This is a genomic window from Chryseobacterium indologenes (genome assembly GCF_018362995.1).
Classification (GTDB): Bacteria; Bacteroidota; Bacteroidia; order Flavobacteriales; family Weeksellaceae; genus Chryseobacterium; species Chryseobacterium indologenes_G.
In genome coordinates, this window is record NZ_CP074372.1 from 1,063,742 (window position 1) to 1,087,919 (window position 24,178).

The window sequence follows — 24,178 nt, forward strand, 5'->3', positions numbered from 1 at the left end:
TCCCTAATATTGATATCTTTATACTATAAAAAAAGAGAAGGCAGAGATCTCTTATTTTCTATACTATCATCTCAATTATGTTAACAGACATCATTACAGCTCATCTTAACGTCCTTTTTTGTGGAATCAATCCGGGTTTAAAATCATCAGATGACGGACATCATTTTTCGGGAAAGAGTAACCGTTTCTGGAAAGTCCTTCATCAGTCGGGGTTTACTTCTTATCAAATTGAAGCGGTGAATGATACTTCTATCCTGGATTTCGGGCTGGGGCTCACCACTGCTGTAGCAAGGGCAACTTCCCGTGCTGATGAACTTTCAAAAGAAGAGTTTGAGAATGCTTTGGATACATTTAAAGCAAAAATAACAGAATATCAGCCTAAATATGTTGCTTTTCTCGGCAAAGCTGCTTACAAGGCTTTCTCTAAAAAGAAAGAAATTCTATGGGGACTGCAGGCAGAAGATTTCTGTGGAGCAAAAGTGTGGGTTTTGCCCAATACCAGCGGTTTGAACCGGGGATTTTCACTTGATCAGCTGGTTGCTTATTATAAGGAGTTTTATCTTACACTTCACAAACCGTAACTGTTATATTGTATTCGGTTTGCTTACATATTTATTTCCTTTCACAAAGAACCGCCAGGGTAAAAGGGCATCTTCCTGAGCATAAGCAACGCCTATACGGGGAACCTTTATAATATCATCAGAAGGATATCGAATGCCGTGATCTTCAATCCATATTTCATTTCCATCCAGATCTTTTTTATTAAAAGATTGATCAATACCTAAAGCTTTGGCTGCAGATCCGGGGCCGGAAGAAATAGCTGCTTTACCGGCAGACATATTCCGTCTGAGTTCCATGATGTCTTTTCCTATTAATGGCTCAACAGCTCTGATTAAAACAGCGTGAGGCTCATCTTTTACAGAAGTTACAACATTGAACAGATGATGAATTCCGTAACATAAATAAACATAGGAAACACCACCATGACTGTACAGCGTTTCTGTGCGGTTGGTCCGTCTGCCGCCATACGCATGGGAAGCTTTATCCAAAACTCCGAAATAGGCTTCCGTTTCTACTATAATTCCGGCAGTTACTTCATCATTGATATCTGTAAAAAGAACTTTTCCCAGAAGATCCTGAGCGAGAAAAAGAACGTCTTGATGAGAATAATAGGAGAGTGGCAGTTTCAAATGAATAGCTTTATGGATTTAACAGGTTAAAAGTAAGGATATAAAAACAATTTTCATAGAGTTAAACAGATTGTCACTACATTTGAGTATGAATTTCATTCGCCCAAAAACAAAATTATGATGAAAGCTTTTAATCTGACGCTGTTTATGGTCACTTTTTGTCTGACAGCATTGCCATTCAGTATTCCTTATCAGCAGTCTTATCAAAAAATGATTGTTGGGAAGTGGCAGCCGGTACTTTCTATCACTGAAGGTATTGAAGCAAACGGAAAACGAACGGGACAGACTCATTCAAAATTCAGCAGCAAAGACATCATGCAGTTTAATGCTGACGGCTCTATTATTGATGGCGGACAGCTTTATTTTTCGTATTCACTGGACCCTGATCATAAGATCTTATCTTTATTTGATGGAAGTAACTCTGAGAAAAAATTTGAAATCATTCAGCTAGACAAAACAGCAATGAAAATAATAATGAATGAAGTTGATAAATACAAAGGAGAGCCCTTTCATATAACCTGGACCCTTACCTTTAAAAGAAAATAAAAAGTCCCACATTATTGTGAGACTTTTTTATAAATGATCCTATCTTCCTCCCGGAGGACAGTGTTCTTTTAAATATTTTGTAAATAGAGTAGCAAGGTGCTCTGACGTACCTTCCCCTTCATCAATAGAGTGTGTACGGTTAGGATAAGACATCAGCTGAAACTGTTTGTTGTATTTTACCAGTTCGTTGATATATACTTCGGTATTCTGGTAATGTACATTATCATCACCTGTTCCATGAACCAGTAAAAGATTTCCTTTTAGGTTTTTAGCATAAGCCAGTGGAGATCCATTCACAAAATCTTCTCTGTTTTCCTGTGGAAGTCCCATATATCTTTCCTGATAAATATTGTCATAGAACAACTGATTGGCTACCGGAGCAATAGCAATTCCGGTCTGGTAAATATCAGGATATTGTCCCAAAAGGTTCAGGGTAGAAGAACCTCCGCCGCTCCAGCCCCATACGGCAACCCTTGAAGTATCTGCATAAGGCCATTTTGCGAATAAAGCTTTAGCCCCCATTGCCTGATCACGAATATTAAGCTGTCCTATTTTACGATAAATCGATTTTCTCCATTCACGTCCTCTTGGAGCCGGGGTTCCGCGGTTTTCAAGGGAAACATACAGGTAACCGTCTTCCGCCATATCCCCAACGTATAATTGATTCCAGCCTGTATAGAAACCGTCTGTTACTGTTTGCATTGCCGGTTCTCCATAGACTGTGAAAACAACCGGATATTTTTTATTAGGATCAAAATTTTTAGGCTTTACCACCCATCCGTCCAATGTAACACCATCTTGTGTGGTAATCTGGAAAAACTCTGTTTTAGACTTTGCAGGATCTGCTTTTGCTGTTCTTTTGGCAGCAACCAGTTCTTTATGTTCCGGAAGTGATATTACCGAACCCATTGAAATGGCATTAACGCTGTTATTGGTGAACATTGCGATTTTCCCATTGGGTGATATCGTATATGTATTGGAACCTGTATAAGCTTCAGGGGTAACTTTTTGTGCTTTTCCTCCTTTCATACTTACTTTGTACAGATACTTTTGAGTCGCATTATTGGGTGACGCTGAAAAGTAAATCTGTTTGTTCTGAACATCAAAAAACTCAGGTTTTATCACATCAAAAGCATCTTTGGTAATCAATGTTTCCTTACCGCTCATATCTATTTTATAAATATGTCTCCATCCGTCTTTTTCAGAAAGCCAAAGGAACTCTTTTCCATTCTCAATCCAGTCCCAGCCACTTGGGTCATTATCGTTCCAACGGGATTTGATATCAATCCATGCAGCATCTGTTTCTGTATGAATAGTCTTACTGTTGCCGGAGCTGGCATCTGCCACGATGATCTTACTTTGATTTTGCTTTCTGTTCAGCTGCTGGAGAATAACAGATTTAGAATCCAGCACCCATTCCATTCTCGGAATATAGTTTTGCATTTCATCTCCTGCAATATCTGCTTTCTTTGAAGATTTAGAAGCAAGATCGTAAAACCAGATGCTGCAGCCTGAAGGATTTTCTCCTACTTTCGGATATTCTACAGGAACAGTAAATGAATACAAACTGTCTGTATTATTTATCATCAGGAAGTTTTTTGTACCTCTTGCATCCAGCTTCCAGTAAGCAATTTTGTTACCGTCGGGTGACCATCGGAAACCATCCTGAGTTCCAAATTCCTCTTCATATACCCAATCGAAAGTACCGTTGATCATCCCGTCTGTACCATCAGTCGTAATTTGGGTAATCTGATTGTTTGAAAGGTCTTCAACATACATATTATGCTTAGATACATACGCTACTTTTTTTCCATCCGGAGAATACTTTGCAAACATCAGTGACGAATAAGGCAATCCTTTTCCAAGCTGGGTAAGTTTTTTAGTAGTTTTGTCAAAGATCCAGTAATCTCCACGGGTATTGTCTCTCCATACTTTTCGGGTATTGGCAAAGAGTAACAAACTTTTGTCATCCGGAGATACCTGAAAGCTTTGTACCTGCAGTGGTTCAGAACTTCCCGCAGGAACAAGTTCATTGCTGTTTAAAAGTGTCTGGTCTTTTCCGGGATGCAGTACATCAACAATTTCAACCCCCTTTTTAGTAAATGAATAGTAAGCATTACCATCCGGAGTCCACTGTGTTTTTTGTGCCGCCAATGGCGACAGACACAGGAAGTATAATGCAATAACGGTTAGTTTTTTTATATTCTTCATAGATCGTATTTGATTAAGCTAAATATTCAGCTCTGTAATTTTCAATTTCTTGAACTGTTTTTATTAATCCGTTCCCAAGAAGTCTGTACCCGTCATCAGTAATCAGGAAATCATCTTCCACACGGATTCCTCCAAAGTTTCGGTATTCATTTACTTTATCGTAATTGATAAAATCTGCATTTTTATTTTCAGCCTGCCAGATATCAATCAGTTCCGGAATCATATAAATACCGGGTTCAACCGTTACTACAAATCCGGATTCAAGAGACTTTCCTAAACGTAAAGATTTAAGACCGAATGTTTTGGTATCTTTTGGTTCTTCTTCGGTATAGCCAATGTATTGCTCTCCGAGATCTTCCATATCATGTACATCAAGTCCCATCATATGTCCCAATCCGCATTGAAAAAATAGGGTATGGGCATGGTTTTTCACCGCTTCTTCAGGATTTCCTTTCATCAATCCAAGATCAATAAGACCTTCTACAAGATGCTGAGAAGCTTTCAGATGAATATCCTTGAATCGAACACCCGGTTTCAGAAGCTGTTGCGCATTATTAAAAGCATTCAGAACCACTTCATACATTTCCTTTTGTTTTGTACTAAAAATCTTGCTCACAGGAAAAGTTCTGGTAAGGTCGCCCGCATATCCCATTGCCGTTTCCGCTCCGGAATCGTTAAGGAAAAGATCTCCTTCTTTCAAAGTATTAAGGCGATAGTGATTATGCAGAATTCCTCCGTTTATGGTTACAATCGGAGGATAAGACATCTGACATTCTTTATTGGCAGCCAGATATTGAATGGCATTGGCTATTTCATATTCTTTAATGCCCGGTTTTGCAGTCCGCATTGCCAGCAAATGCATTTCATTGGATACATTCACTGCCTGTTCTATCTGCACTATTTCCTGAGACTCTTTTATAGAACGCTGCTTCACAATGGCTTTAATCATCTCTACAGAAGGTTGTAATGCAGCTATTTTAATACCAAGAAGATCAGCAAGTAAAATTTTATTGGAAGACTGATACGGAGGAAGATAATGTACCTTTCTGCCGGAAGTCTGTGCTTTTAAAATATATTGAGAAAGCTCTGTATAAGGCATGGTTTCCTGTACTCCGGATTTCAGACTTTTCTCTTTCAGGGTTTCCTGTCTGCCCATCCATACAATGTCATCTATACTTAATTCATCTCCGAAAATAATGGTTTTATTCTCATCAATATCAATAATGGCCGCAATACGGGGTTCCTGGATTCCGAAATAATATAAATACGTACTGTCCTGACGGAAATAATAAGGATTGTGTTCAAAGTTCACAGGATTCTCTATATTTCCCAAAAACAATAAAATTCCGCCCGATACATTACTTTGTAAAACTGCTCTTCTATCTTGATAGGTTTGTGTTGAAAACATATTATGAATACTTTTTAATTTAAAGCTTTAAAGTTACGATTTTGTACTATTGACCGCTCTTTATTTACTAAAATAAAGAATAATGTAAAGTTTGGATTTTAATATGATATCCAGTGTTCATATTTTGCTTAAATTCGGTCATATTTTAACCTTTTACATCAAAATATTGGTTCTATGAAGAGTCTTCAGTTTTCAGTCCCTGCTGATACCAACAAAAGTATCCGTATTCAGGAAGATATAATGCCCAATTTTTATCCTTACTTCCATCGCCATACGGAAACCCAGATCATGTGGATTCTTAAAGGACACGGAACACTGGCCATAGAACAAAATCTCTTTAATTTTGAGGCTGGTGATATTTTCTATCTGGGAGCTAATCAATCACATGTCTTCCGGGGTAATTTTGATAAAGATGAAAAACAAAAAGTTCATTCCATCTCTATATTTTTTGATCCGTATAAAAAGATCGCTGCATTTTTTGACTTACCGGAATTTGGAGAACTTAAAAATTTTATAGCCCATTCAGAAGTCGGTTTCCAGGTCGCTCCTAAATTAAAAATATGTATCGGGGAAAACATTGCAGCATTACAAAAAACAGAAGGAGTAGAGCAGATCATAGATTTTATCAGGATTTTAAACCATCTTATGCAAAACAGACATCTGCATATTCCCTTATCTTCAGAAAAGAATCTGCCCAATCATATTTCAGATTATGATCAAAGAATTATAGATGCCCAAACCTTTATTAAGAAGAATTTTGCTCAAACTAAACTTACCCTTGACAGTATTGCTCAGGAAGCCTGTATGACCCCTCAGGCATTTTGCAGATCTTTTAAAAAACGAACCGGAATCACTTATATTGAATATCTTAATGAACTCCGGGTACAGCGAGCTTGCAGACTACTGACATCCAGCAGTATGTACAGTATTTCTTCTGTGGCTTTTAACAGCGGATTCAACAGCCTTACCAATTTTAACCGGGTCTTCAAGTCCATTATGAAATATTCGCCTAAAGAATACCTTAAACACTATAAAGAGGCCACTATAGAGCAATAAAAAGCAACCTGTTAAAATACGGTTAGTATCTATTAAAATATTAACATTTACCGTTTTGAAATTCACCTAGTTTTGAATAAATATTATTTGATATGAGTACAAAACTAAACTGGGAAGGGATTTATCCTGCTGTATTAACTCCTTTTACCAAAGAAGGTGAGATAGACTTTGAAATGTTTGCTCTCAATACAGAAGCCCAGATTAAAGCAGGCGTTCACGGAATTATCCTTGCAGGAACATTAGGAGAAGCCAGTGCACTGGAAACTGAAGAAAAATTTGAGTTGCTTAAATATGCAAAAAAAATAACGCAGGGAAGAATTCCTGTCATTCTTAACCTTTCTGAAAATACTACCAAAAATGCAGTAAACTTTGCACAAAAAGCCAAAGAATTTGGGGCAGACGGTCTGATGCTTCTTCCGCCAATGCGTTACAAAGCCGATAATCATGAAGTCGTAGAATATTTCAAAGCAGTGGCTTCCGCTACGGACCTTCCAATCCTGATCTATAACAATCCGGTTGATTATGGAATTTATGTCACCCTTGAAATGTTTGAGGAACTTATTGAATACCCAACCATTCAGGCTGTTAAAGAATCTACTAGAGATCTTGCGAATGTAACCAGAATGATCAACCGCTTTGGAAAAAGAATTAAAATTCTTGGAGGGGTAGATACTATTTGCCTTGAAACCCTCATGCTTGGCGCAGACGGACTTGTAGCAGGTCTTGTAGATGCTTTCCCTTATGAAACCATGGCAATGTACAACTATGTGAAAGCAAATGAATATGACAAAGCCGTAGCCATCTACAGATGGTTTATGCCATTGCTGGAACTCGATATCCACCCAAAACTTATTCAGTATATCAAACTGGCTGCTACAGCAGAAGGAATAAGCAATCCGTATGTAAGAGCTCCACGTCTGGAACTTCATGGAGAGGAAGCTGAAAGAATTCAAAAGATTATTGAAGAAGGCAGAGTGAATCGTCCGAAACTACTAACTCCGGAAATACAGATATGATAGAAGAAACATCACCACAAAATATTGATAGAAGAATTCAGATGGCGGTAGAAGCTTATCAGTTCCTGAAGAATACCACTGTAAAAGAACGGGCTGCCTTCATGAACACCGTTGCCGATCAAATTGAAGCACTGGGAGAAGAACTTTTGACAACGGCTCATACTGAAACATCACTGCCTTTAGCCAGACTTACTGGTGAAAAAGCAAGAACAACAGGACAATGGAGAAGCTATGCCAAAGCGGTAGCCACCGGAATATATACAGAACCAAGAATTAATCTTGCCCAATCTGACAAACAAAAAGGAGACATCCGAAAATACAATGTGGGTATAGGACCTGTAGTTGTTTTCGGAGCAAGTAATTTCCCGTTTGCTTTTTCTACAGCAGGCGGTGATACGGCAAGTGCTATTGGAGCAGGTTGTCCTGTTATTGTAAAAGCTCATCCGGCTCACCCTAAAACCTCTCAGCTCATGGCTGATGCTATAACAGCAGCCGTGAAAGAATGTGGCTGGCCTGAAGGAATCTTCAGCCATATTACCGGAATATCCCATGACATCGGGGCTTATTTAGTTAAGCATAAAGAGATCAGAGCTGTTGCATTTACCGGTTCATTTGCCGGAGGAAAAGCGTTGTTCGATATGGCGAGTCACCGTGAAGATCCTATTCCTGTTTTCGCAGAAATGGGCAGTATCAATCCAATATTTGCCCTGCCGGATTTGCTTGAAAACAGAGCAGAAGCATTCGCTAAAGAATATCTTTCATCCTTAACATTAGGAGTGGGGCAATTCTGTACCAATCCGGGAGTATGTATTGCTCTTAAAGGAGAATCTCTGGACCGTTTTATCATTACCCTGAAAAATGAAATTCAGACAGCCATTCCCGCAAAGATGCTTCACAGAGGAATTTATGAAAGTTTTGAAAAACATAAGACCTTTGCAGCAGAACAGCCTGAAGTACAAATTATTGCAACAGCAGATACAGAAATTAATGAAGGGTACGGACGTGCTATGGTGATAGAAACCAACGCCAAAAACTTCATGAAAAATCCTGTACTAAGTGAAGAGGTTTTCGGACCTTTTGGTATCATTGTAACTTGCGAAACCCAGGAAGAGATGACGGAAATCGCTAAACAACTGAAAGGACAGTTAACAATTACCGTAGCAGCTACCGATGAAGATGCCCGTAATCATTTTATGCTTATTAATCTTCTGAAGGATAAATGTGGAAGGTTACTCTTCAACGGAATGCCTACAGGAGTAGAAGTTGTTTATGCCATGCAACACGGAGGCCCTTTTCCTTCCACTACTGATTCCCGTTTTACCTCCGTAGGACCGGATGCTGTAAAGAGGTTTATCCGTCCTATTTCTTTCCAAAACTGGCCGGATGAATTTTTGCCCGAAGAACTGAGGAATGAAAATCCGTTACAGATCAGCAGAATAGTCGATGGAGAAGTCAATTCAGAATCATTAAAATTACAAACCACATGAACAGAACATTTTTTTGTATAGATTCACATACCTGTGGATGTCCCGTACGTCTTGTTGCAGGAGGAGGTCCTATTCTAAAAGGAAAATCCATGATGGAACGTCGCCTTCATTTTATGAAAGAATACGACTGGATCCGGAAAGGGCTCATGTTTGAACCCCGTGGCCATGATATGATGAGTGGAAGTATTTTGTATCCGCCTTTTGACGAAGAAAACGATATCGGAGTTTTATATATTGAAACCAGCGGATGTCTTCCCATGTGCGGACACGGAACGATAGGCACAGTAACCATTGCCATAGAAGAAGGTTTGATTTTTCCTAAAATTCCCGGCAAGCTGCGCCTGGAAACACCGGCAGGACTTATTCTTATTGATTATATACAGGAAGGCAAAAAAGTAATCTCTGTAAAACTGACCAATGTAAAATCCTTTCTGTATGCTGAAAATCTGGAAGTTGATTGTCCGGATCTCGGAGTAATAAAAGCGGATGTAGCTTATGGAGGAAACTTTTATGCGATTATAGATCCTCAGGAAAATTTCAGCGATATTTCCGATTTTACAGCCAGCCAACTTATTCATTATGGAAAGATGATCAGAAAATTACTCAATGACAAGTATGAATTTATTCATCCTGAAAATGAACACATTACCGGATTAAGCCATATTCAATGGACAGGCAATCCTACAGATCCTGAAGCAAGCGGGCGAAATGCTGTTTTAGTGGGAGAGAATGCTTTGGACCGTTCACCATGCGGAACAGGTACCTCTGCAAGAATGGCTCAATGGTATGCTAAAGGAAAATTAAAAGAAGACGAAGAGTTTATCCATGAAAGCTATATCGGATCCCAGTTTATCGGGAGAATTGAAGGAACGGCTACTGTTGGCGGTAAACCGGCAATTATCCCTTCAGTAGAAGGCTGGGCAAGAATCACCGGTTATAATCATATTATTATTGATGATGAAGATCCTTATTGGCAGGGATTTCAGGTTATGTAAACACACATATGACACAGAATAAAGGAAAAGCACTCATTATTGGTGCAGGAATAGCAGGATTGAGCTCCGCCTATTACCTTTTAGAGAAAGGCTGGAGTGTAGAAATTCTGGAGCAGAACGATCTTACCAACAATTGTTCTTATGGCAATGCAGGAATGATTGTACCCAGCCACTTTACTCCGTTAGCAGCACCAGGTGTTGTGGCACAAGGAATCCGCTGGATGTTTGATAGCAAAAGTCCGTTTTATGTAAGGCCTTCATTGAATTCTGATCTTTTTTCCTGGGGGATAAAATTCTTAAAACACTCCAACCAAAAGCATGTGGACCGCTCAGCAACAGCCATCAGAGACCTTAATCTGGCGAGCAGCATCCTCTACAACGAGATTGCCTCAAAGAATGAATTTGATTTTGAGCTTAATCAGAATGGCATTTTAATGCTTTATAAAACAGAGAAAGTTGCAGAAGAAGAGATAGAGCTTGCTCACAAAGCAACCAGGATGGGATTACCCGTTGATATTCTGGATAAAAAAGATATTCAGGAACTTGAACCCAATGTTCAATTGGATGTTATCGGAGGGGTCAATTACAAATGTGATGGCCACATGAATCCCATGAAACTGATGAAGCAGATGATCTCTTATCTTAAAAATAAGGGCGTCATTTTTCATACTCATCATAAAGTAACAGGTTTTGAAACATCAGGAAGCATGATTAAAGCCATCATTGCCAATGATAAAAAGTTTACAGCAGACCGTTTCTTCATGACCGGAGGCTCATTTCTCCCTGAACTGGCTCAGAAGGCAGGAATCAAAATTCAGTTAATGCCAGGAAAAGGATATTCTTTCATGCATACCCCTGAAAATCCGGTCAATACCCTAAACCATGCTGCTTTATTACTGGAAGCAAGAGTGGCTGTAACTCCTATGAATGGGCAGATCCGTTTCGGTGGAACGATGGAACTGGCTTCCCATCATGATAAAATTAACATGAAAAGAGTAGAAGGTATCGTCCGGTCTATTCCTCAATATTTACCTGACTTTCAGATTGAAAAACCCAAAGAATCTGAAATCTGGTTCGGCTACAGACCCTGTGCTCCGGATGGGCTGCCTTATCTGGGACAGTCTTCCAAACTCAAAAACCTGATTATTGCAGGCGGCGGTGGTATGATGGGTTTAAGTTTAGGACCCATCTTTGGAAAAACAGTGTCAGAACTTGCCAATGACCAAAAGCCAACGGTTGAGATAAAGATATTCAACCCTGAAAGATTTAATTAAAAAACATCACATAAAACACAAAATTAAGCCAAAAACAATTTGATTATTCAAATAATTTATTAACAACCAAATCCAAAATTTATGAAAAAATTTAAATTACTAGTACTTGTTTCCCTGTTTCCAATAATAGGTTTTGCGCAAGAAAACAGACCTCGTGAGTGTAAAGCAGATGAAATGATGAAAAAACATTTTGAACTGCACCCTAAATCTAAGGCTGAATATGAAAATTTTGAGAAATACACCCAAGATTTCGTAAGAAAAATGGGATCAGACAAAAATTCATCGAATAATAGGATCAACAATCCAACCTACATCATCCCTGTGGTTTTTCATGTGTATGGAGAATCTCAGAGTAATGTAAAAGTAAATTACCAAAAAGTAGTTGATTTACTGGAACAAATCAACTTAAATTTCAATGGAATTAACACGGATTCAAATACTGTGGATCCTGATTTCCAATCTATCAGATCAGCATTAAGTATTGAATTCCGATTAGCTAAAATTGATCCAACCGGAAAAGCAACAAGCGGAGTGGTATTTCACCCTTTCAAAGGGGGATATGGCAACGGAGGTGGATATGATGCACAAATTGGCACAGATGCATGGGATAATATAAAGTATATGAATGTGTATATTCAAAATGACCTATATGCTAATAAAGATTTATATCAATCAGGAGTTGCCTGGTATCCGGATTCATACATGACTTCAGTAAATACAGCCAGAGTTGTTTATAATGGACGTTATATATTTAATGCTGCAGGAACAGTGGCTTCAAACGAGTTTTCTGATACATTTACTCATGAATTCGGGCATTGGTTAAATCTTCAACACACATTTAACGTTCCATGTTCAACTGCAAACCCCACTAATGATGGTGATGGAGTTGCTGACACCCCTGTAGAAAATACTTCTTCCGGATTAGGATGTTCAGCTGGAAACAATTGTCTTGGACAAAAAGTAAACGTTGAAAACTATATGGGATACAATGGTTCTTCCGGTTGTTATAAAATGTTTACCAATGGACAGGTTAACAGAATGCTGGCTGCATTAAACCATCCTTCGCGAATGAATTTATGGCAGCCTGCCAACTTAGCCGCAACCGGAGTTGCCAATACTCCACCTAGATTAACCCTTAGCAACAGTACATTTACAGAGAACTTAAACAATAATGGAGCGGTGTCATTAGATGGAACAGTAGCATCTGCCCCTACATCAACGATTACGCTAAAAGGAGCAACATTTGCCGTACCCAATGGAACAAATCTTACTGCAGGAACACATTTCACTTCTTCATTACCAGCAGGATTAACAGCAGCTATAGCGGTTACAAGCCCTACTACTGCTACACTTACCATAAATGGTGCGGCAACCAGTCATCCTAAAAGTCAGGTCCTGAATTCATCAATTACGTTCCTGAATCCGGCTATAACAGGAGGCATAACTTCATTAGGATCGACGACAGCTCTGGCATTAACTTTTTCTTACAAAGATCCCTATAAAATAGTTACAGGAACTCCTCTGGAAAGTTATGCCAACCCAACACCAACAACAGTAACCACCAACTCCGGGGCAACTTGGAAATATTTTATCATTAACCCGGAGCTTAGTGATGATGCAGGGTATGGCGCCTGGTACTATGGAGCCAATCAATTAAAATTGGAAACTTATTGGAAAGGATTAGTTTGCCAAACAGGAACACGAAATATCAGTTTAATTCCGGCTTGCACCACTATAACTAATGCAAATAATATAGGTTACCCAATTGGTACTCCCGGACAACTTGACGTGTACACTCCTACATACACTAACTGGTCTGGCCAAACCGCTTATGTTGGTTTTAGAAACCAATTCGAGGGCTATAATATTAACGGCTATTTCAAACTAACTGTTGGGGCCAATGGTTCAGGTTATTCTGTCAGTGAGTTTAGATACAATACACAGCCAAATGGCAGTATTACAACCCCTTGTGCATTATCATTATCCACTACAGACGTTGATACAGCAAACTCAGAAACTTCTATCTATCCAAATCCGGTTTCTGATGTATTAAATATTAAAACAAAAGGGAACATCAAATCAATTTCTGTTTATGATATGTTTGGAAGAAAAATGAATGCTAAAGTTACGGGGGATAAAGTTGATGTTAAACACTTCCTAAGCGGAACTTATTTAATTGATATTGAAACTTCTTTAGGGAAATCTTCACAAAAATTCATTAAAAAATAGGATCAAACGCTAAGAAACGAACAAGCTGTATTCTTGATATAAACTTTTTAAATAACAAAACACTTTTCTCAGAAATATGAATAATAGCTTAGTATTCATATGCAGTTGATTGGGCTTCATTGTAAGCCCAATTTTTTATTATATAGGTTCAGTTTCTGGTTTATTTGTGTACTTTTATTCTGTAATTACAATTCCAATGCATTATAAAAACGACACCATCATCATCCGCGAATTTACACCTGAAGAATTTCCTTTGTTTTCCACTCTTTTTGAAAATGAGAATGTTACCCGCTATCTGCCTTATAAAACTCCTGAAGAATATAAAGAAATGTTCGACAAAGCAGTGGCAGATTATGAAACAGGACCCTTCAGCAGATGGGGAATATTCAACACTCAGAATAATGATTTTGTAGGAATGTGCCTGGCCAGAATCTTCCTTGATAATCCGAACCAGCTGGAAATAGGATATACTTTAGGAGAAAATTACTGGGGAAAAGGTCTTGGAACTGAGGTTTGTAAAGCGCTTGTTGAGTATTGTTTATCATTAAATCATCACAAAGATATCGTTGCTGTAACCGATCTTGATAATATAGGTTCTCAGAAAGTTCTTCTGAACAACAAGTTTAAAAGAATTGAAAACCTAAAACGGGAAGATAGAGAACTGGCTTACTTTATATTACAGAAATAGTAACAGATCCTGATCCTTAGAACCGGAGGTCCGCAAATTCCCCTCCTTTGGAGGGGTGGCGAAAATTCAAAGAATTTTTGACGGGGTGGTTTTCAACTTTCACTATTAACATCCCTTTTGTAAGTGAGCTACATCAAAGCCTTCCACGGAAAACATTTCATTTATCAGATATTTATCATAACTTGCAGAAATTATGATGTCAAAACGTTGCAAATACGCGCTTAAAGCAATGGTCAGATTAGCAAGGAATTATAACCAGGGCTTTCTGCCAACCTCTGTTATTGCACAAGATGAGAACATCCCGAAAAAATTTCTTGAACAAATCCTTCTTGAACTTAAAAGAGCCAAACTTGTCAACAGCAAACAGGGCAAAGTAGGAGGGTACTATTTACTGAAATCACCCGATGAAGTTTCACTAGCAGACATTTACCGCATTTTTGACGGCCCAATTGCATTAACTCCATGTGTCTCTTTAAACTTTTACGAAGCTTGTGATGATTGTGTAGATGAAGCAGTCTGTTACCTCAGAAAAGAATTAATGATCGTTCGTGAAAAGACCAGAACAAGCATGATGGAGGCTACTCTGACTAAGTTTATTACTCAAGAATAAATTTTTTTTATTTAAATCCTACTATTTTGATAGGAGTTATAGAATTTTGTATATATTTGCAGGACTTAAATCTCAATTCAAAATGGAAAACAGTCTGAAAAATGAATACGAAAACCTTTTGAGAGAGGCTGCTGAAGCTTCTTTTCAAACTAATGGACTGCAAATACTGGCTGAAAGATTTCCGGATAAAGTGATCTTTTCAACCAGCTTCAGTTACGAAGATCAGGTGATCACTCATCTGATAAAAGATTTAAATATTGAAATTTTTACCCTGGATACAGGAAGGCTTTTTGAGCAGACCTACGAAACCTGGACTTCCACAAAAGCTTTCTTCAAAAAGAACATCAAAGCCTATTATCCGGATATGGAAGAGCTCAGAGAGTTTGTAACTGAAAACGGGCCTGATTCTTTTTATCAGTCTGTTGAAAAAAGGAAAGCGTGCTGTAACATCCGTAAGGTTCATCCATTAAGAAAAGCACTGAAAGGTTATAAAGTATGGATTACCGGTCTTAGATCCGAACATTCCCCAAACCGGCAGAATATGCCCCAGCTGGAATGGGATCAGGATAATAAGATCATAAAATTCCATCCCATCCTTCACTGGACAACAGAACAGGTGACAGAATACGTGAAAAATCATCATTTACCCTACAATCACCTTCACAAGAAAGGATTTGTAAGCATAGGATGTGAACCCTGTACCAGGGCGATTAAAGAAGGGGAAGATTTCAGGGCAGGGCGATGGTGGTGGGAAGATGCCAACAAAAAAGAATGCGGTCTGCATATTCATCAATAAAAAAGAAAAACATGTCAATACAGCAGTTAAACTATTTAGATCAGTTAGAAGCCGAATCTATTTATATATTAAGAGAAGTAGCAGGCCAATTTGAACGTCCGGCTTTATTATTCAGTGGAGGGAAAGACAGTATTGTACTGGCTCACCTGGCAAGGAAAGCATTTTTTCACGGGAAAATCCCTTTCACATTTGTTCATGTGGACACAGGGCACAACTTTCCGGAGGTGTTGGATTTCCGTGATCAGCTGGTAAAGCAGTTAGATGTTAATCTTGCTGTGAGAAAAGTGGAAGACACTATCAAAAGTAAAAAACTCACCGAGGCTAAAGGTAAATTTCCAAGCAGAAACTGGCTGCAAACCTATACACTTCTTGATACCATTGAAGAATTTGAATTTGATGCCTGTATCGGAGGAGCCAGAAGAGACGAAGAAAAAGCCCGCGCCAAGGAAAGAATATTTTCAGTTCGTGATGAATTCGGACAATGGGATCCCAAACTTCAGCGTCCTGAGTTGTGGAATATCTTTAACGGAAAAATCCACAAAGGAGAAAATGTAAGAGTTTTCCCTATCAGCAACTGGACAGAACTTGATATCTGGAATTATATCCGAAGAGAAAAAATTGAACTTCCTTCTATTTATTTCTCGCATGAAAGGGAAGTGGTAGATTTTAACGGCCAGTGGCTTGCCAATTCTTCACATGTTGTATTAGAACCTGAAGATATCATCACTACCAAAAAAATACGCTACCGTACCGTAGGAGACATGACCTGTACCGCAGCAGTAGAATCCAATGCAGTGACAATAGATGCCGTAATTGAAGAAATTGTAGCGACCAGAATTTCAGAACGTGGGGAAACAAGAATTGACGACAGAGTGACAGAAGCCGCTATGGAGGACAGAAAAAAAGGAGGCTACTTTTAGATAAGCAATCAGCAATGAGTAATAAGTAATAGAACAGACAACTTTACTCCTTAACGACAGAACATTACTCATTGCCCCATTACTCATTATTTATAATTAAAATCGGATGGATATATTAAGATTTATAACAGCAGGAAGCGTAGATGACGGAAAAAGTACCCTTATCGGCAGACTGCTTTACGATAGCAAAAGTATTTTGCAGGACCAGTTGGAAGTTCTTGAAAAACATTCCAAAAATAAAAATGAAGATGGGGTAGACCTTGCCCTTTTAACGGATGGTCTTCGCGCAGAAAGAGAACAGGGAATCACCATTGATGTTGCCTACCGTTATTTTTCAACAGCAAAAAGAAAATTTATCATCGCTGATGCACCCGGCCACGTGCAGTATACGCGTAATATGATTACCGGAGCATCAAACTCTGATCTGATGGTTATCCTGATCGATGCAAGAAAAGGAGTGATTGAACAGACCAAAAGACATTCTATCATCGCTTCTTTATTACAATTAAAGAAAGTGGCTGTAGCCATCAATAAAATGGATATGGTAGATTATTCGGAAGAAGTTTTTGAATCCATTAAATCTGAATATTCAAAAATTGCAGAAAATCTGGGATTAAACGATGTCACTTATTTCCCCATTTCAGCATTGAAAGGAGATAATATCGTTTCAAAATCCTCCAGAACAGATTGGTACAAAGGAAATTCACTTCTTGAATATCTTGAAGAAGTAACCCTGAATGAAGAAAAAAACAATGGAAACCGTTTTCAGGTTCAGTATGTTATTCGTCCTCAGACCGAAGAACTGCACGATTACAGAGGATACGCCGGACAAATATTAAGTGGAAAATTCACAAAAGGAGACAAAATCCATATTCTTCCGGCAGATCTCACCACTGAAATTACTAAAATTGAGATCAATGGTATTGAAAAAGAAGAAGCTTTTGAAGGGCAGCCTGCAGTGATCCATCTTGCTCATGATGTAGATGTCAGCAGAGGAGATATTTTTGTCACGGCAGAACAGATTCCAGCTGTTGAAAAAGACCTTCAGGTTTTGTTATGCTGGCTTGATCAGAAACCGTTACAGCCAGGGAATAAATACCTTCTGCAGCAGAATAGCAGACTTGTGAAAGCAATTGTTAAAGAGGTAGATTACAAGATCAATGTTAACACCCTGATCCATGAACAGGCAGACAGCGAAATTAAACTGAATGAAATTGTAAAAGTTACCCTGCGAACGGCACAGCCTTTGGTCTATGACAGCTTTACCCATAATAAAACAACGGGTTCTGCCATTTTGGTGGATGAAACGTCCAATTCAACGGTAGCAGCCTGTATAATTCAATAAAAAAATGGCAATTTCCGATCAATTAACGCAAAGAATTCATCAGACCAAACAAAATAGTAATCATGGATTCTTTGATAAAATAAAGACCAAAAGATGGGTTAAGGATTTGTATGAAACACTTTTCCTTCCTCAGAATGATAATACTGAAGATCAGCTGAAAAGAAGTTTTGAAGCGCTGCGGGAAACTCTTTCAGAACAGATCAATACCGTAACAGGTGATCAGGACAGTACTGACAAACAGGTGAATCAGTTTTTTGAATCCCTGCCTGACCTTTATGATCAGTTGGTACTGGATGCAAAATCTATTGTAGAATTTGATCCTGCGGCCGATTCTCTGGAAGAGGTCTATCTGGCATATCCCGGCTTTTTTGCTACTTATGTCTATCGTATTTCGCACCAGTTATGGAGTCAGAAAGTGAAAATAGTACCACGCGTCATTTCAGAGTATGCCCACAGCAAAACAGGAATTGATATTCACCCGGGAGCCACCATTGGAAAATCTTTTTTTATTGACCATGGGACAGGAATTGTAATCGGGGAGACAACGGTCATCGGGAATAATGTAAAAATCTATCAGGGAGTGACCCTAGGAGCCTTGAATGTTTCCAAAGAAAAAGCCCATCAGAAAAGGCATCCTAATATTGAAGATGATGTGATTATCTATTCTGGAGCAACCATTTTGGGTGGTGAAACTACCATAGGCAGAGAAAGCATTATCGGAGGAAATGTCTGGATAACACAGGATGTTCCAGCCAATTCATTGGTTTACCATAAAAGTGAAATAAAAATAAAGGATAATACTTCATTACCGGAATCATTAACCTTTGTCATTTAAAAAAACAAAAAAATAAAGATATGAGATTTCAGAACGCATTAGAAACGATTGGAAATACTCCCGTCGTAAAAATTAATAAATTATTCAATTCAGATCACGAAATCTGGATTAAACTTGAAAAAAGCAACCCTGGCGGAAGCATCAAAGACAGAATTGGCCTAGCCATGATTGAAGATGCAGAAGCAAAAGGATTATTAAATAAAGACAGCACTATCATAGAACCTACCAGCGGAAATACAGGAATAGGTCTTGCATTGGTGGCGGCAGTAAAAGGATATAAACTGATTCTTGTAATGCCCGAAAGCATGAGTATAGAACGCCGTAAAATTATGGAAGCTTACGGTGCCGAATTTGTGCTTACTCCACGAGAAAAAGGAATGAAGGGTGCTATCGAGAAAGCTAATGAATTGGCCGAAGAAACACCCAATTCATGGATTCCAAGACAGTTTGATAACCCTGCCAATGTAAAAGTTCATGTTGAGACGACTGCTCAGGAAATTTTAAAAGACTTCCCGGATGGGCTCGACTATATCATTACCGGAGTAGGAACCGGAGGACATATCACCGGAATTGCAAAAACCGTCAAAGAAAAATATCCTAACGTAAAAGTATTCGCCGTAGAACCGGAATTATCTCCTGTTTTAAGCGGAGGAAGTCCTGCGCCACATCCATTACAGGGATTAGGAGCTGGATTTGTTCCTTCCATTCTGGATATTACCCTTTTAGATGGAGTAATTACAGTAGGTAAAGAAGAAGCCTATGAGTACGCTCTCAATGCAGCGAAAAAAGAAGGCCTTTTTGTGGGAGTTTCCACAGGAGCCGCTTTAGCAGCCATCGCAAAACATTTACCTGAAATACCACCTAACGCTAAAATCCTGACGATTAATTACGATACCGGAGAAAGGTATCTGTCTGTGGAAGGACTCTTCTAAATCCTTAATTAACATCTACTTCAATGAAAACAAATATAAAATCACCAAAGGTATTCCTTATCGGTGCAGGGCCCGGCAACCCTGAACTGATCACTGTAAAAGCAGTAAAAGCGATAGAAGAAGCAGACGTCATTTTATGTGACCGCCTTGTAAGTCCTGAGATTCTGGAAACATACGTCAATAAAAATACAGAAATCATCTACGTTGGGAAAGAATGCAGCAAAAATGCTTCCACCCCTCAATCTCATATCAATACTTTGATGGTGGAATATGCCCGTCAGAACAAAACTATTGTAAGGCTGAAAGGAGGCGACGTTTCCATATTCTCCAATATTCTGGATGAACTGCAGGCTTTAAAACAAAATCATATTCCTTACGAGATCATCCCGGGAATTACAGCCGCTTTAGGAGCAGCAGCATTTGCAGGGATGCCTTTAACGGCAAGAGAATACTCTACATCAGTTCGTTTTCTGACCTATTATAAATCAGAGATTGTAACCGAAGAATACTGGAAAGAGCTTGCTTTCACCAATGATACTCTTGTTTTCTACATGTCCAAAGGAAATCTTACTCCTCTTGTGGAAAAGCTTATACAGCTAGGGATTTCAAGTGATAAAAAAATTGCAGTCATTGAACAGGCTACAACGCCTTATCAAAAGGTGTATACTTCATCTTTTGAGGATTTTAATGAAAAATTCGAAACCAAAACCTTTGCATCCCCTTCTCTGGTTGTGGTTGGAAAGATCGTCAATCTGCATGAAGAATTTTCATGGCTTGAAAATGCGGAAGAGGAAGGTCTTTACTTCAAATCAGTGGAAAACGGAAGTCTAATCCCTACAACTCAAAATTTCTTTGAATATGCTGTCTGAAACTAAATTAAATGTATTAAAACAAATCTCCGGAGACCTTTCCAGAGACGAAGCCATCTGGGCAAGCGGATATCTTGCGGGTATTGCCGGAGGAACTTCACTGACCGCTGTACTACCGCCACAGCAACTCAATAACAGCACTCAAAATGCTGTAAAAAAAATAACGCTGGCTTACGGAACAGAAACCGGAAACAGCAAAAAACTGGCTACAGCACTGGCAGGTATCGTGAAGAAAAAAGGACTTCAGGTTAAACTTGCTGATCTTTCGCAATACAAACCTAAAGATCTGGCTAAAGAAGAATTCTTTTTCATTGTGATCAGCACTCAGGGAGAAGGGGAACCGCCAGCCCTTGCCAAAAAATTCTACGATTATATTCATGAAAATGAAATTGATCTCAGCGGATTGAAATATGGAGTACTGGCCTTGGGAGACAGCAGTTATCCGCTGTTCTGCCAAACCGGAGAAGATGTAGATTCACGTTTTGAAATATTAGGGGCACAGCGCATTATTCCAATCAGGAAATGCGATATAGACTATGAACAGGAAGCTTCTCACTGGATAGAACATGTAGTAGAAACGGTAAATAAAAATGCAGATCAGAGTTCAAAAAATGTTGCAGCACCAAAGGTTTCTACCGGAAGAAAGAAATACCAGGGGAAAGTTTCAGCCATCATCAATCTGAACGATATTACTTCTGAAAAAGAAACCTATCATATTGAAATTGAAACAGAAGAAGCACTTACTTATCAACCTGGAGCAGCTTTGGGAGTTATCCCGTTCAATTCAAAATCTGTAGTGGATGAAATTATTACGCTGACAGGAATTGATCCTCAGAAACAGATACAAACAGCTAAGGTTACAGCTTCTGTTGAAGTACTTTTACACAAACATCTTAACATCAGCTATTTACTCAAATCTGTTGTTGCACAATATGCAAAAATAACGGGACATTCCATCCCGGAAGTGAGACTCAGCCTTCTAGATCTCCTCAGAATTTATCCCGTAAAAAATGCAGAGGAATTTGAAGAAATCTTACATATAGTAACCGCTCAGGCACCACGTCTGTATTCAATCTCATCCTCTCTGGAAGCACATGGTGACACGGAAATTCATATTACCGTTGCGAAATCAGAGTTCTTTATTGATCATCAGAAACACAACGGATTATGCAGTGGTTTTCTGAGTGAATTTAAAGAAGGAGAAGAGGTTGAATTTTATATTCAGGATGCAGGACACTTCAAACTTCCGGAAGCCGATAAAGACATCATTATGATAGGACCGGGAACAGGTATTGCGCCATTCAGATCTTTTCTTTGGGAACGTGATGCAACAGGTGCAGAAGGAAGAAACTGGCTGTTTTTCGGAGACAGGAATTTCGTTTCAGATTTTCTTTACCAGGCTGAACTTCAGGATTTCCTTAAAACAGGCAGCTTAACTCATTTAGATCTTGCTTTTTCCAGGGATACAAATGAAAAAATATATGTTCAGCACAGGTTGGAGCAAAAAGCTCAGGAAGTATTTTACTGGTTGGAAGGTGGTGCATCAGTATACGTATGTGGCGCTAAAGAACCAATGGCCCGTGATGTGGAACAAACACTTCTGAACATTATTCAGAATGAAGGAAAACGCAGCAAAGAAGATGCTGTAAACTATCTGGAAGAAATGGAGCTTGATGGCAGATATGCCAAAGATGTTTATTAGACAGAATAAAGAAGTATTCGTAAAAAATTAAAGGAAACATTTATGAACAACGATAAAGAAAACCTTTCACCGGTAGAAAGGATTAAAACCAGCAGTAATGGGCTCAGAGGATCTTTAAAAGAGAGCCTTGCTGATCAATTTACCGGAGCTATCCGGGAAGATGACCAAACTTTGATCAAATTCCATGGAATGTACCAGCAGGACGACAGAGACCGAAGGGAAGAGCGTGTCTCCAAAAAACTGGAATGGCTGTATTCTTATATGATCAGATTGAGACTTCCCGGTGGCTTTTTAACTCCGGAACAATGGGTAGGATTGAATGAAAAAGCAGAAGATCATTCTACAGGAACCATTAAAGTAACCACAAGACAAACCATTCAGCTGCATGGGATTTTAAAATCGCATTTAAGACCTACCATTCAGAGCTTCAATCTGCAGCATCTGGATTCTATTGCAGCCTGTGGAGATGTCAACAGAAATGTTACCTGTACAGCCAATCCTTCAGAATCCCCTTTACAGCAGGAAGCTTACGAGCTGGCAGGAAAAATCAGTGAAATGTGCCTTCCAAAAACCAAATCTTACTACGATATCTGGATTGATGATGAACTTTTGGTTGATCGTAAAGCTGAAGAAGATCCGTTATACCAGGACAGATATCTTCCAAGAAAACTGAAAATAGGAATTGCTGTTCCGCCAAATAACGATGTAGATGTATTTATCAATGATATTGCATTGATCGCCATTATTGAGAATGATAAAATTGTGGGTTACAATATTGCTGCCGGAGGCGGACTGGGAGCCACTCACGGAAATGAAGCCACGTATGCCCGTCTTGCATCAATCCTTGGATTTGTGGATACGGAAGAAAAAGTATTAAAAGCCGTCTACGAAATCATCACGGTTCAAAGAGACTTTGGAAACAGAAGCGACCGAAAATTATCAAGGTTAAAATATACGATTGATAAATTGGGTATCAACCAGTACAGAGCTGAAGTAGAAAAAAGAACGGGATTCAGTTTTGAACCGGCCCGTGAATTTACATTTACACAAAGAAAAGACCGCTACGGCTGGATCCAGAATCACGAAGGAAAATGGTTCTATACTGTATTTGTAGAGCATGGAAGAATCCTTAATACAGCTGAATATCCTTTAAAATCAGGATTATTAAAAATTGCACAGACTGGTAAAGCCAATTTCCGTTTTACCTGCAACCAGAACCTTATCCTAGCTGATATTGATGAAAAAGATAAAGCTGAAATTGAATCTGTCTTAAAAGAACACGGAATCTTTGATAATACAAACGGTGCAAGCGCCTTACGTAAAAATTCTGTTGCCTGCGTAGCTTTGAATACCTGTTCACTGGCTTTAGCGGAAGCTCAACGTTATCTTCCTTCTCTGGTCACAAAAATAGAACCTATCCTTGAGAAACATGGTCTTTTGGAAGAAGATATTACAATCCGTATGACCGGCTGTCCTAACGGTTGCGGAAGATCTCCCAATGCGGAAATAGGATTTGTAGGAACAGCCTATGGAAAATATAATCTTCACATCGGAGGAGACCGTTTAGGAATGCGATTGAATACAAAGTTTAAAGAAAATATAGGGGAGGAAGAGATTCTTACCACGCTGGATGAGCTTTTCGGGATTTATGTACAGAAAAGACTTGTAGAGGAAACATTTGGTGATTTTTCATACCGTTACTTACACACCTTAAATTAATTATATGGCTAATTTTCATTATGATCTGAAAAAAAACAAAAATAATCAACCTCTTCTTTTAGGCAGACGAATGTGTATGTGTTGTTGATTCTCAAATAACAATACATACAAAGCTGTTTCAACTTTTTGAACCATGAGAAAAAGTTAATACGACATCCTGTCATTGCGAACCAAAGGTGAAGCAATCTCAGCATTATATTAACGGCTTAAACCACCCCGTCAAAAATTCAATGAATTTTTGCCACCCCTCCAGAGGAGGGGAATTCTAAGCCCTTCAATTGTAACATAAAAACGATATTGAAGATTTCATCATTAAAGGTGAAAAGTTCAGACAGCTTCATTCTCAACCT

21 protein-coding genes are annotated in these 24,178 nt (G+C 38.8%); 18 read left to right on the forward strand and 3 right to left on the reverse strand.

The features are described from left to right. Positions 1-77: 77 nt before the first annotated feature. Entirely contained in the window at positions 78-581 is a 504-nt protein-coding gene (mug, locus tag DYR29_RS04780) for a G/U mismatch-specific DNA glycosylase (protein WP_213279526.1), read from the forward strand. Between the two features lie 3 nt (positions 582-584). Here the strand turns inward: mug and DYR29_RS04785 are convergent, their stop codons facing one another. Beyond that, positions 585-1,190, reverse strand: coding sequence for a DNA-3-methyladenine glycosylase (locus tag DYR29_RS04785; protein WP_213279527.1), 606 nt, complete (start codon positions 1,188-1,190; stop codon positions 585-587). A gap of 117 nt (positions 1,191-1,307) precedes the next feature. On the opposite strand from DYR29_RS04785, the gene DYR29_RS04790 reads away from it, so the two are divergent. Beyond that, complete coding sequence (locus tag DYR29_RS04790) at positions 1,308-1,736, forward strand: hypothetical protein (protein WP_213279528.1); 429 nt, start codon at positions 1,308-1,310, stop codon at positions 1,734-1,736. A 39-nt stretch (positions 1,737-1,775) separates the two neighbouring features. Here DYR29_RS04790 and DYR29_RS04795 read toward each other — a convergent pair whose 3' ends face one another. Together DYR29_RS04795 and DYR29_RS04800 are read right to left on the reverse strand one after the other, a co-directional pair. Next, positions 1,776-3,947, reverse strand: coding sequence for a S9 family peptidase (locus DYR29_RS04795; RefSeq protein ID WP_213279529.1), 2,172 nt, complete (start codon positions 3,945-3,947; stop codon positions 1,776-1,778). Positions 3,948-3,960: 13 nt separating this feature from the next. Continuing rightward, entirely contained in the window at positions 3,961-5,355 is a 1,395-nt protein-coding gene (locus DYR29_RS04800; protein WP_213279530.1) for an aminopeptidase P family protein, read from the reverse strand. Between the two features lie 174 nt (positions 5,356-5,529). Here DYR29_RS04800 and DYR29_RS04805 point away from each other — a divergent pair, with 174 nt between their 5' ends. The 16 genes from DYR29_RS04805 to DYR29_RS04880 all read left to right on the forward strand — a co-directional run bounded on the left by DYR29_RS04805 (position 5,530) and on the right by DYR29_RS04880 (position 23,828). Beyond that, entirely contained in the window at positions 5,530-6,411 is an 882-nt protein-coding gene (locus DYR29_RS04805; protein WP_213279531.1) for a helix-turn-helix transcriptional regulator, read from the forward strand. A 92-nt stretch (positions 6,412-6,503) separates the two neighbouring features. Continuing rightward, positions 6,504-7,427: a dihydrodipicolinate synthase family protein gene (locus DYR29_RS04810; RefSeq protein WP_213279532.1), complete on the forward strand. Its 924-nt coding sequence runs from the start codon at positions 6,504-6,506 to the stop codon at positions 7,425-7,427. Then, positions 7,424-8,914, forward strand: a complete 1,491-nt coding sequence (locus tag DYR29_RS04815; RefSeq protein ID WP_213279533.1) for an aldehyde dehydrogenase (NADP(+)) — start codon at positions 7,424-7,426, stop codon at positions 8,912-8,914. The genes DYR29_RS04810 and DYR29_RS04815 overlap by 4 nt, the downstream gene beginning before the upstream one ends. Further along, on the forward strand, positions 8,911-9,909 hold the full coding sequence (locus DYR29_RS04820) for a 4-hydroxyproline epimerase (RefSeq protein ID WP_213279534.1): 999 nt from the start codon (positions 8,911-8,913) through the stop codon (positions 9,907-9,909). Before DYR29_RS04815 ends, DYR29_RS04820 begins: the two co-directional genes overlap by 4 nt. 8 nt (positions 9,910-9,917) lie before the next feature. Next, the gene (locus tag DYR29_RS04825) at positions 9,918-11,183 is read left to right on the forward strand and encodes an NAD(P)/FAD-dependent oxidoreductase (RefSeq protein ID WP_213279535.1); all 1,266 of its coding nucleotides are present in this window, start codon (positions 9,918-9,920) and stop codon (positions 11,181-11,183) included. 81 nt (positions 11,184-11,264) lie between these two features. Continuing rightward, positions 11,265-13,412: a M43 family zinc metalloprotease gene (locus DYR29_RS04830; RefSeq protein WP_213279536.1), complete on the forward strand. Its 2,148-nt coding sequence runs from the start codon at positions 11,265-11,267 to the stop codon at positions 13,410-13,412. 196 nt (positions 13,413-13,608) lie between these two features. Then, positions 13,609-14,100, forward strand: a complete 492-nt coding sequence (locus DYR29_RS04835) for a GNAT family N-acetyltransferase (RefSeq protein WP_213279537.1) — start codon at positions 13,609-13,611, stop codon at positions 14,098-14,100. A 229-nt stretch (positions 14,101-14,329) separates the two neighbouring features. Next, positions 14,330-14,710 (forward strand): RrF2 family transcriptional regulator, encoded by a 381-nt coding sequence (locus DYR29_RS04840; protein ID WP_249413616.1) that lies wholly within the window; start codon positions 14,330-14,332, stop codon positions 14,708-14,710. A gap of 82 nt (positions 14,711-14,792) precedes the next feature. Further along, a complete protein-coding gene (locus DYR29_RS04845) occupies positions 14,793-15,506 on the forward strand; it encodes a phosphoadenylyl-sulfate reductase (protein WP_213279539.1) in 714 nt (237 codons plus the stop codon). Positions 15,507-15,517: 11 nt separating this feature from the next. After that, positions 15,518-16,426, forward strand: coding sequence for a sulfate adenylyltransferase subunit CysD (cysD, locus tag DYR29_RS04850; protein ID WP_047430353.1), 909 nt, complete (start codon positions 15,518-15,520; stop codon positions 16,424-16,426). Between the two features lie 106 nt (positions 16,427-16,532). Next, on the forward strand, positions 16,533-17,771 hold the full coding sequence (locus tag DYR29_RS04855) for a sulfate adenylyltransferase subunit 1 (RefSeq protein ID WP_213279540.1): 1,239 nt from the start codon (positions 16,533-16,535) through the stop codon (positions 17,769-17,771). A 4-nt stretch (positions 17,772-17,775) separates the two neighbouring features. Further along, entirely contained in the window at positions 17,776-18,606 is an 831-nt protein-coding gene (gene epsC / locus DYR29_RS04860; protein WP_213279541.1) for a serine O-acetyltransferase EpsC, read from the forward strand. Between the two features lie 20 nt (positions 18,607-18,626). Further along, complete coding sequence (cysK, locus tag DYR29_RS04865) at positions 18,627-19,538, forward strand: cysteine synthase A (RefSeq protein WP_213279542.1); 912 nt, start codon at positions 18,627-18,629, stop codon at positions 19,536-19,538. Between the two features lie 23 nt (positions 19,539-19,561). Continuing rightward, positions 19,562-20,407, forward strand: coding sequence for a uroporphyrinogen-III C-methyltransferase (cobA, locus tag DYR29_RS04870; protein WP_213279543.1), 846 nt, complete (start codon positions 19,562-19,564; stop codon positions 20,405-20,407). Continuing rightward, positions 20,397-22,109 carry a diflavin oxidoreductase gene (locus DYR29_RS04875; protein ID WP_213279544.1) on the forward strand — a complete coding sequence of 571 codons (1,713 nt, stop codon included), beginning with the start codon at positions 20,397-20,399 and terminating at the stop codon, positions 22,107-22,109. Before cobA ends, DYR29_RS04875 begins: the two co-directional genes overlap by 11 nt. Positions 22,110-22,151: 42 nt before the next feature. Beyond that, the gene (locus tag DYR29_RS04880) at positions 22,152-23,828 is read left to right on the forward strand and encodes an NADPH-dependent assimilatory sulfite reductase hemoprotein subunit (RefSeq protein WP_213279545.1); all 1,677 of its coding nucleotides are present in this window, start codon (positions 22,152-22,154) and stop codon (positions 23,826-23,828) included. The last annotated feature ends 350 nt before the right edge of the window (positions 23,829-24,178 follow it).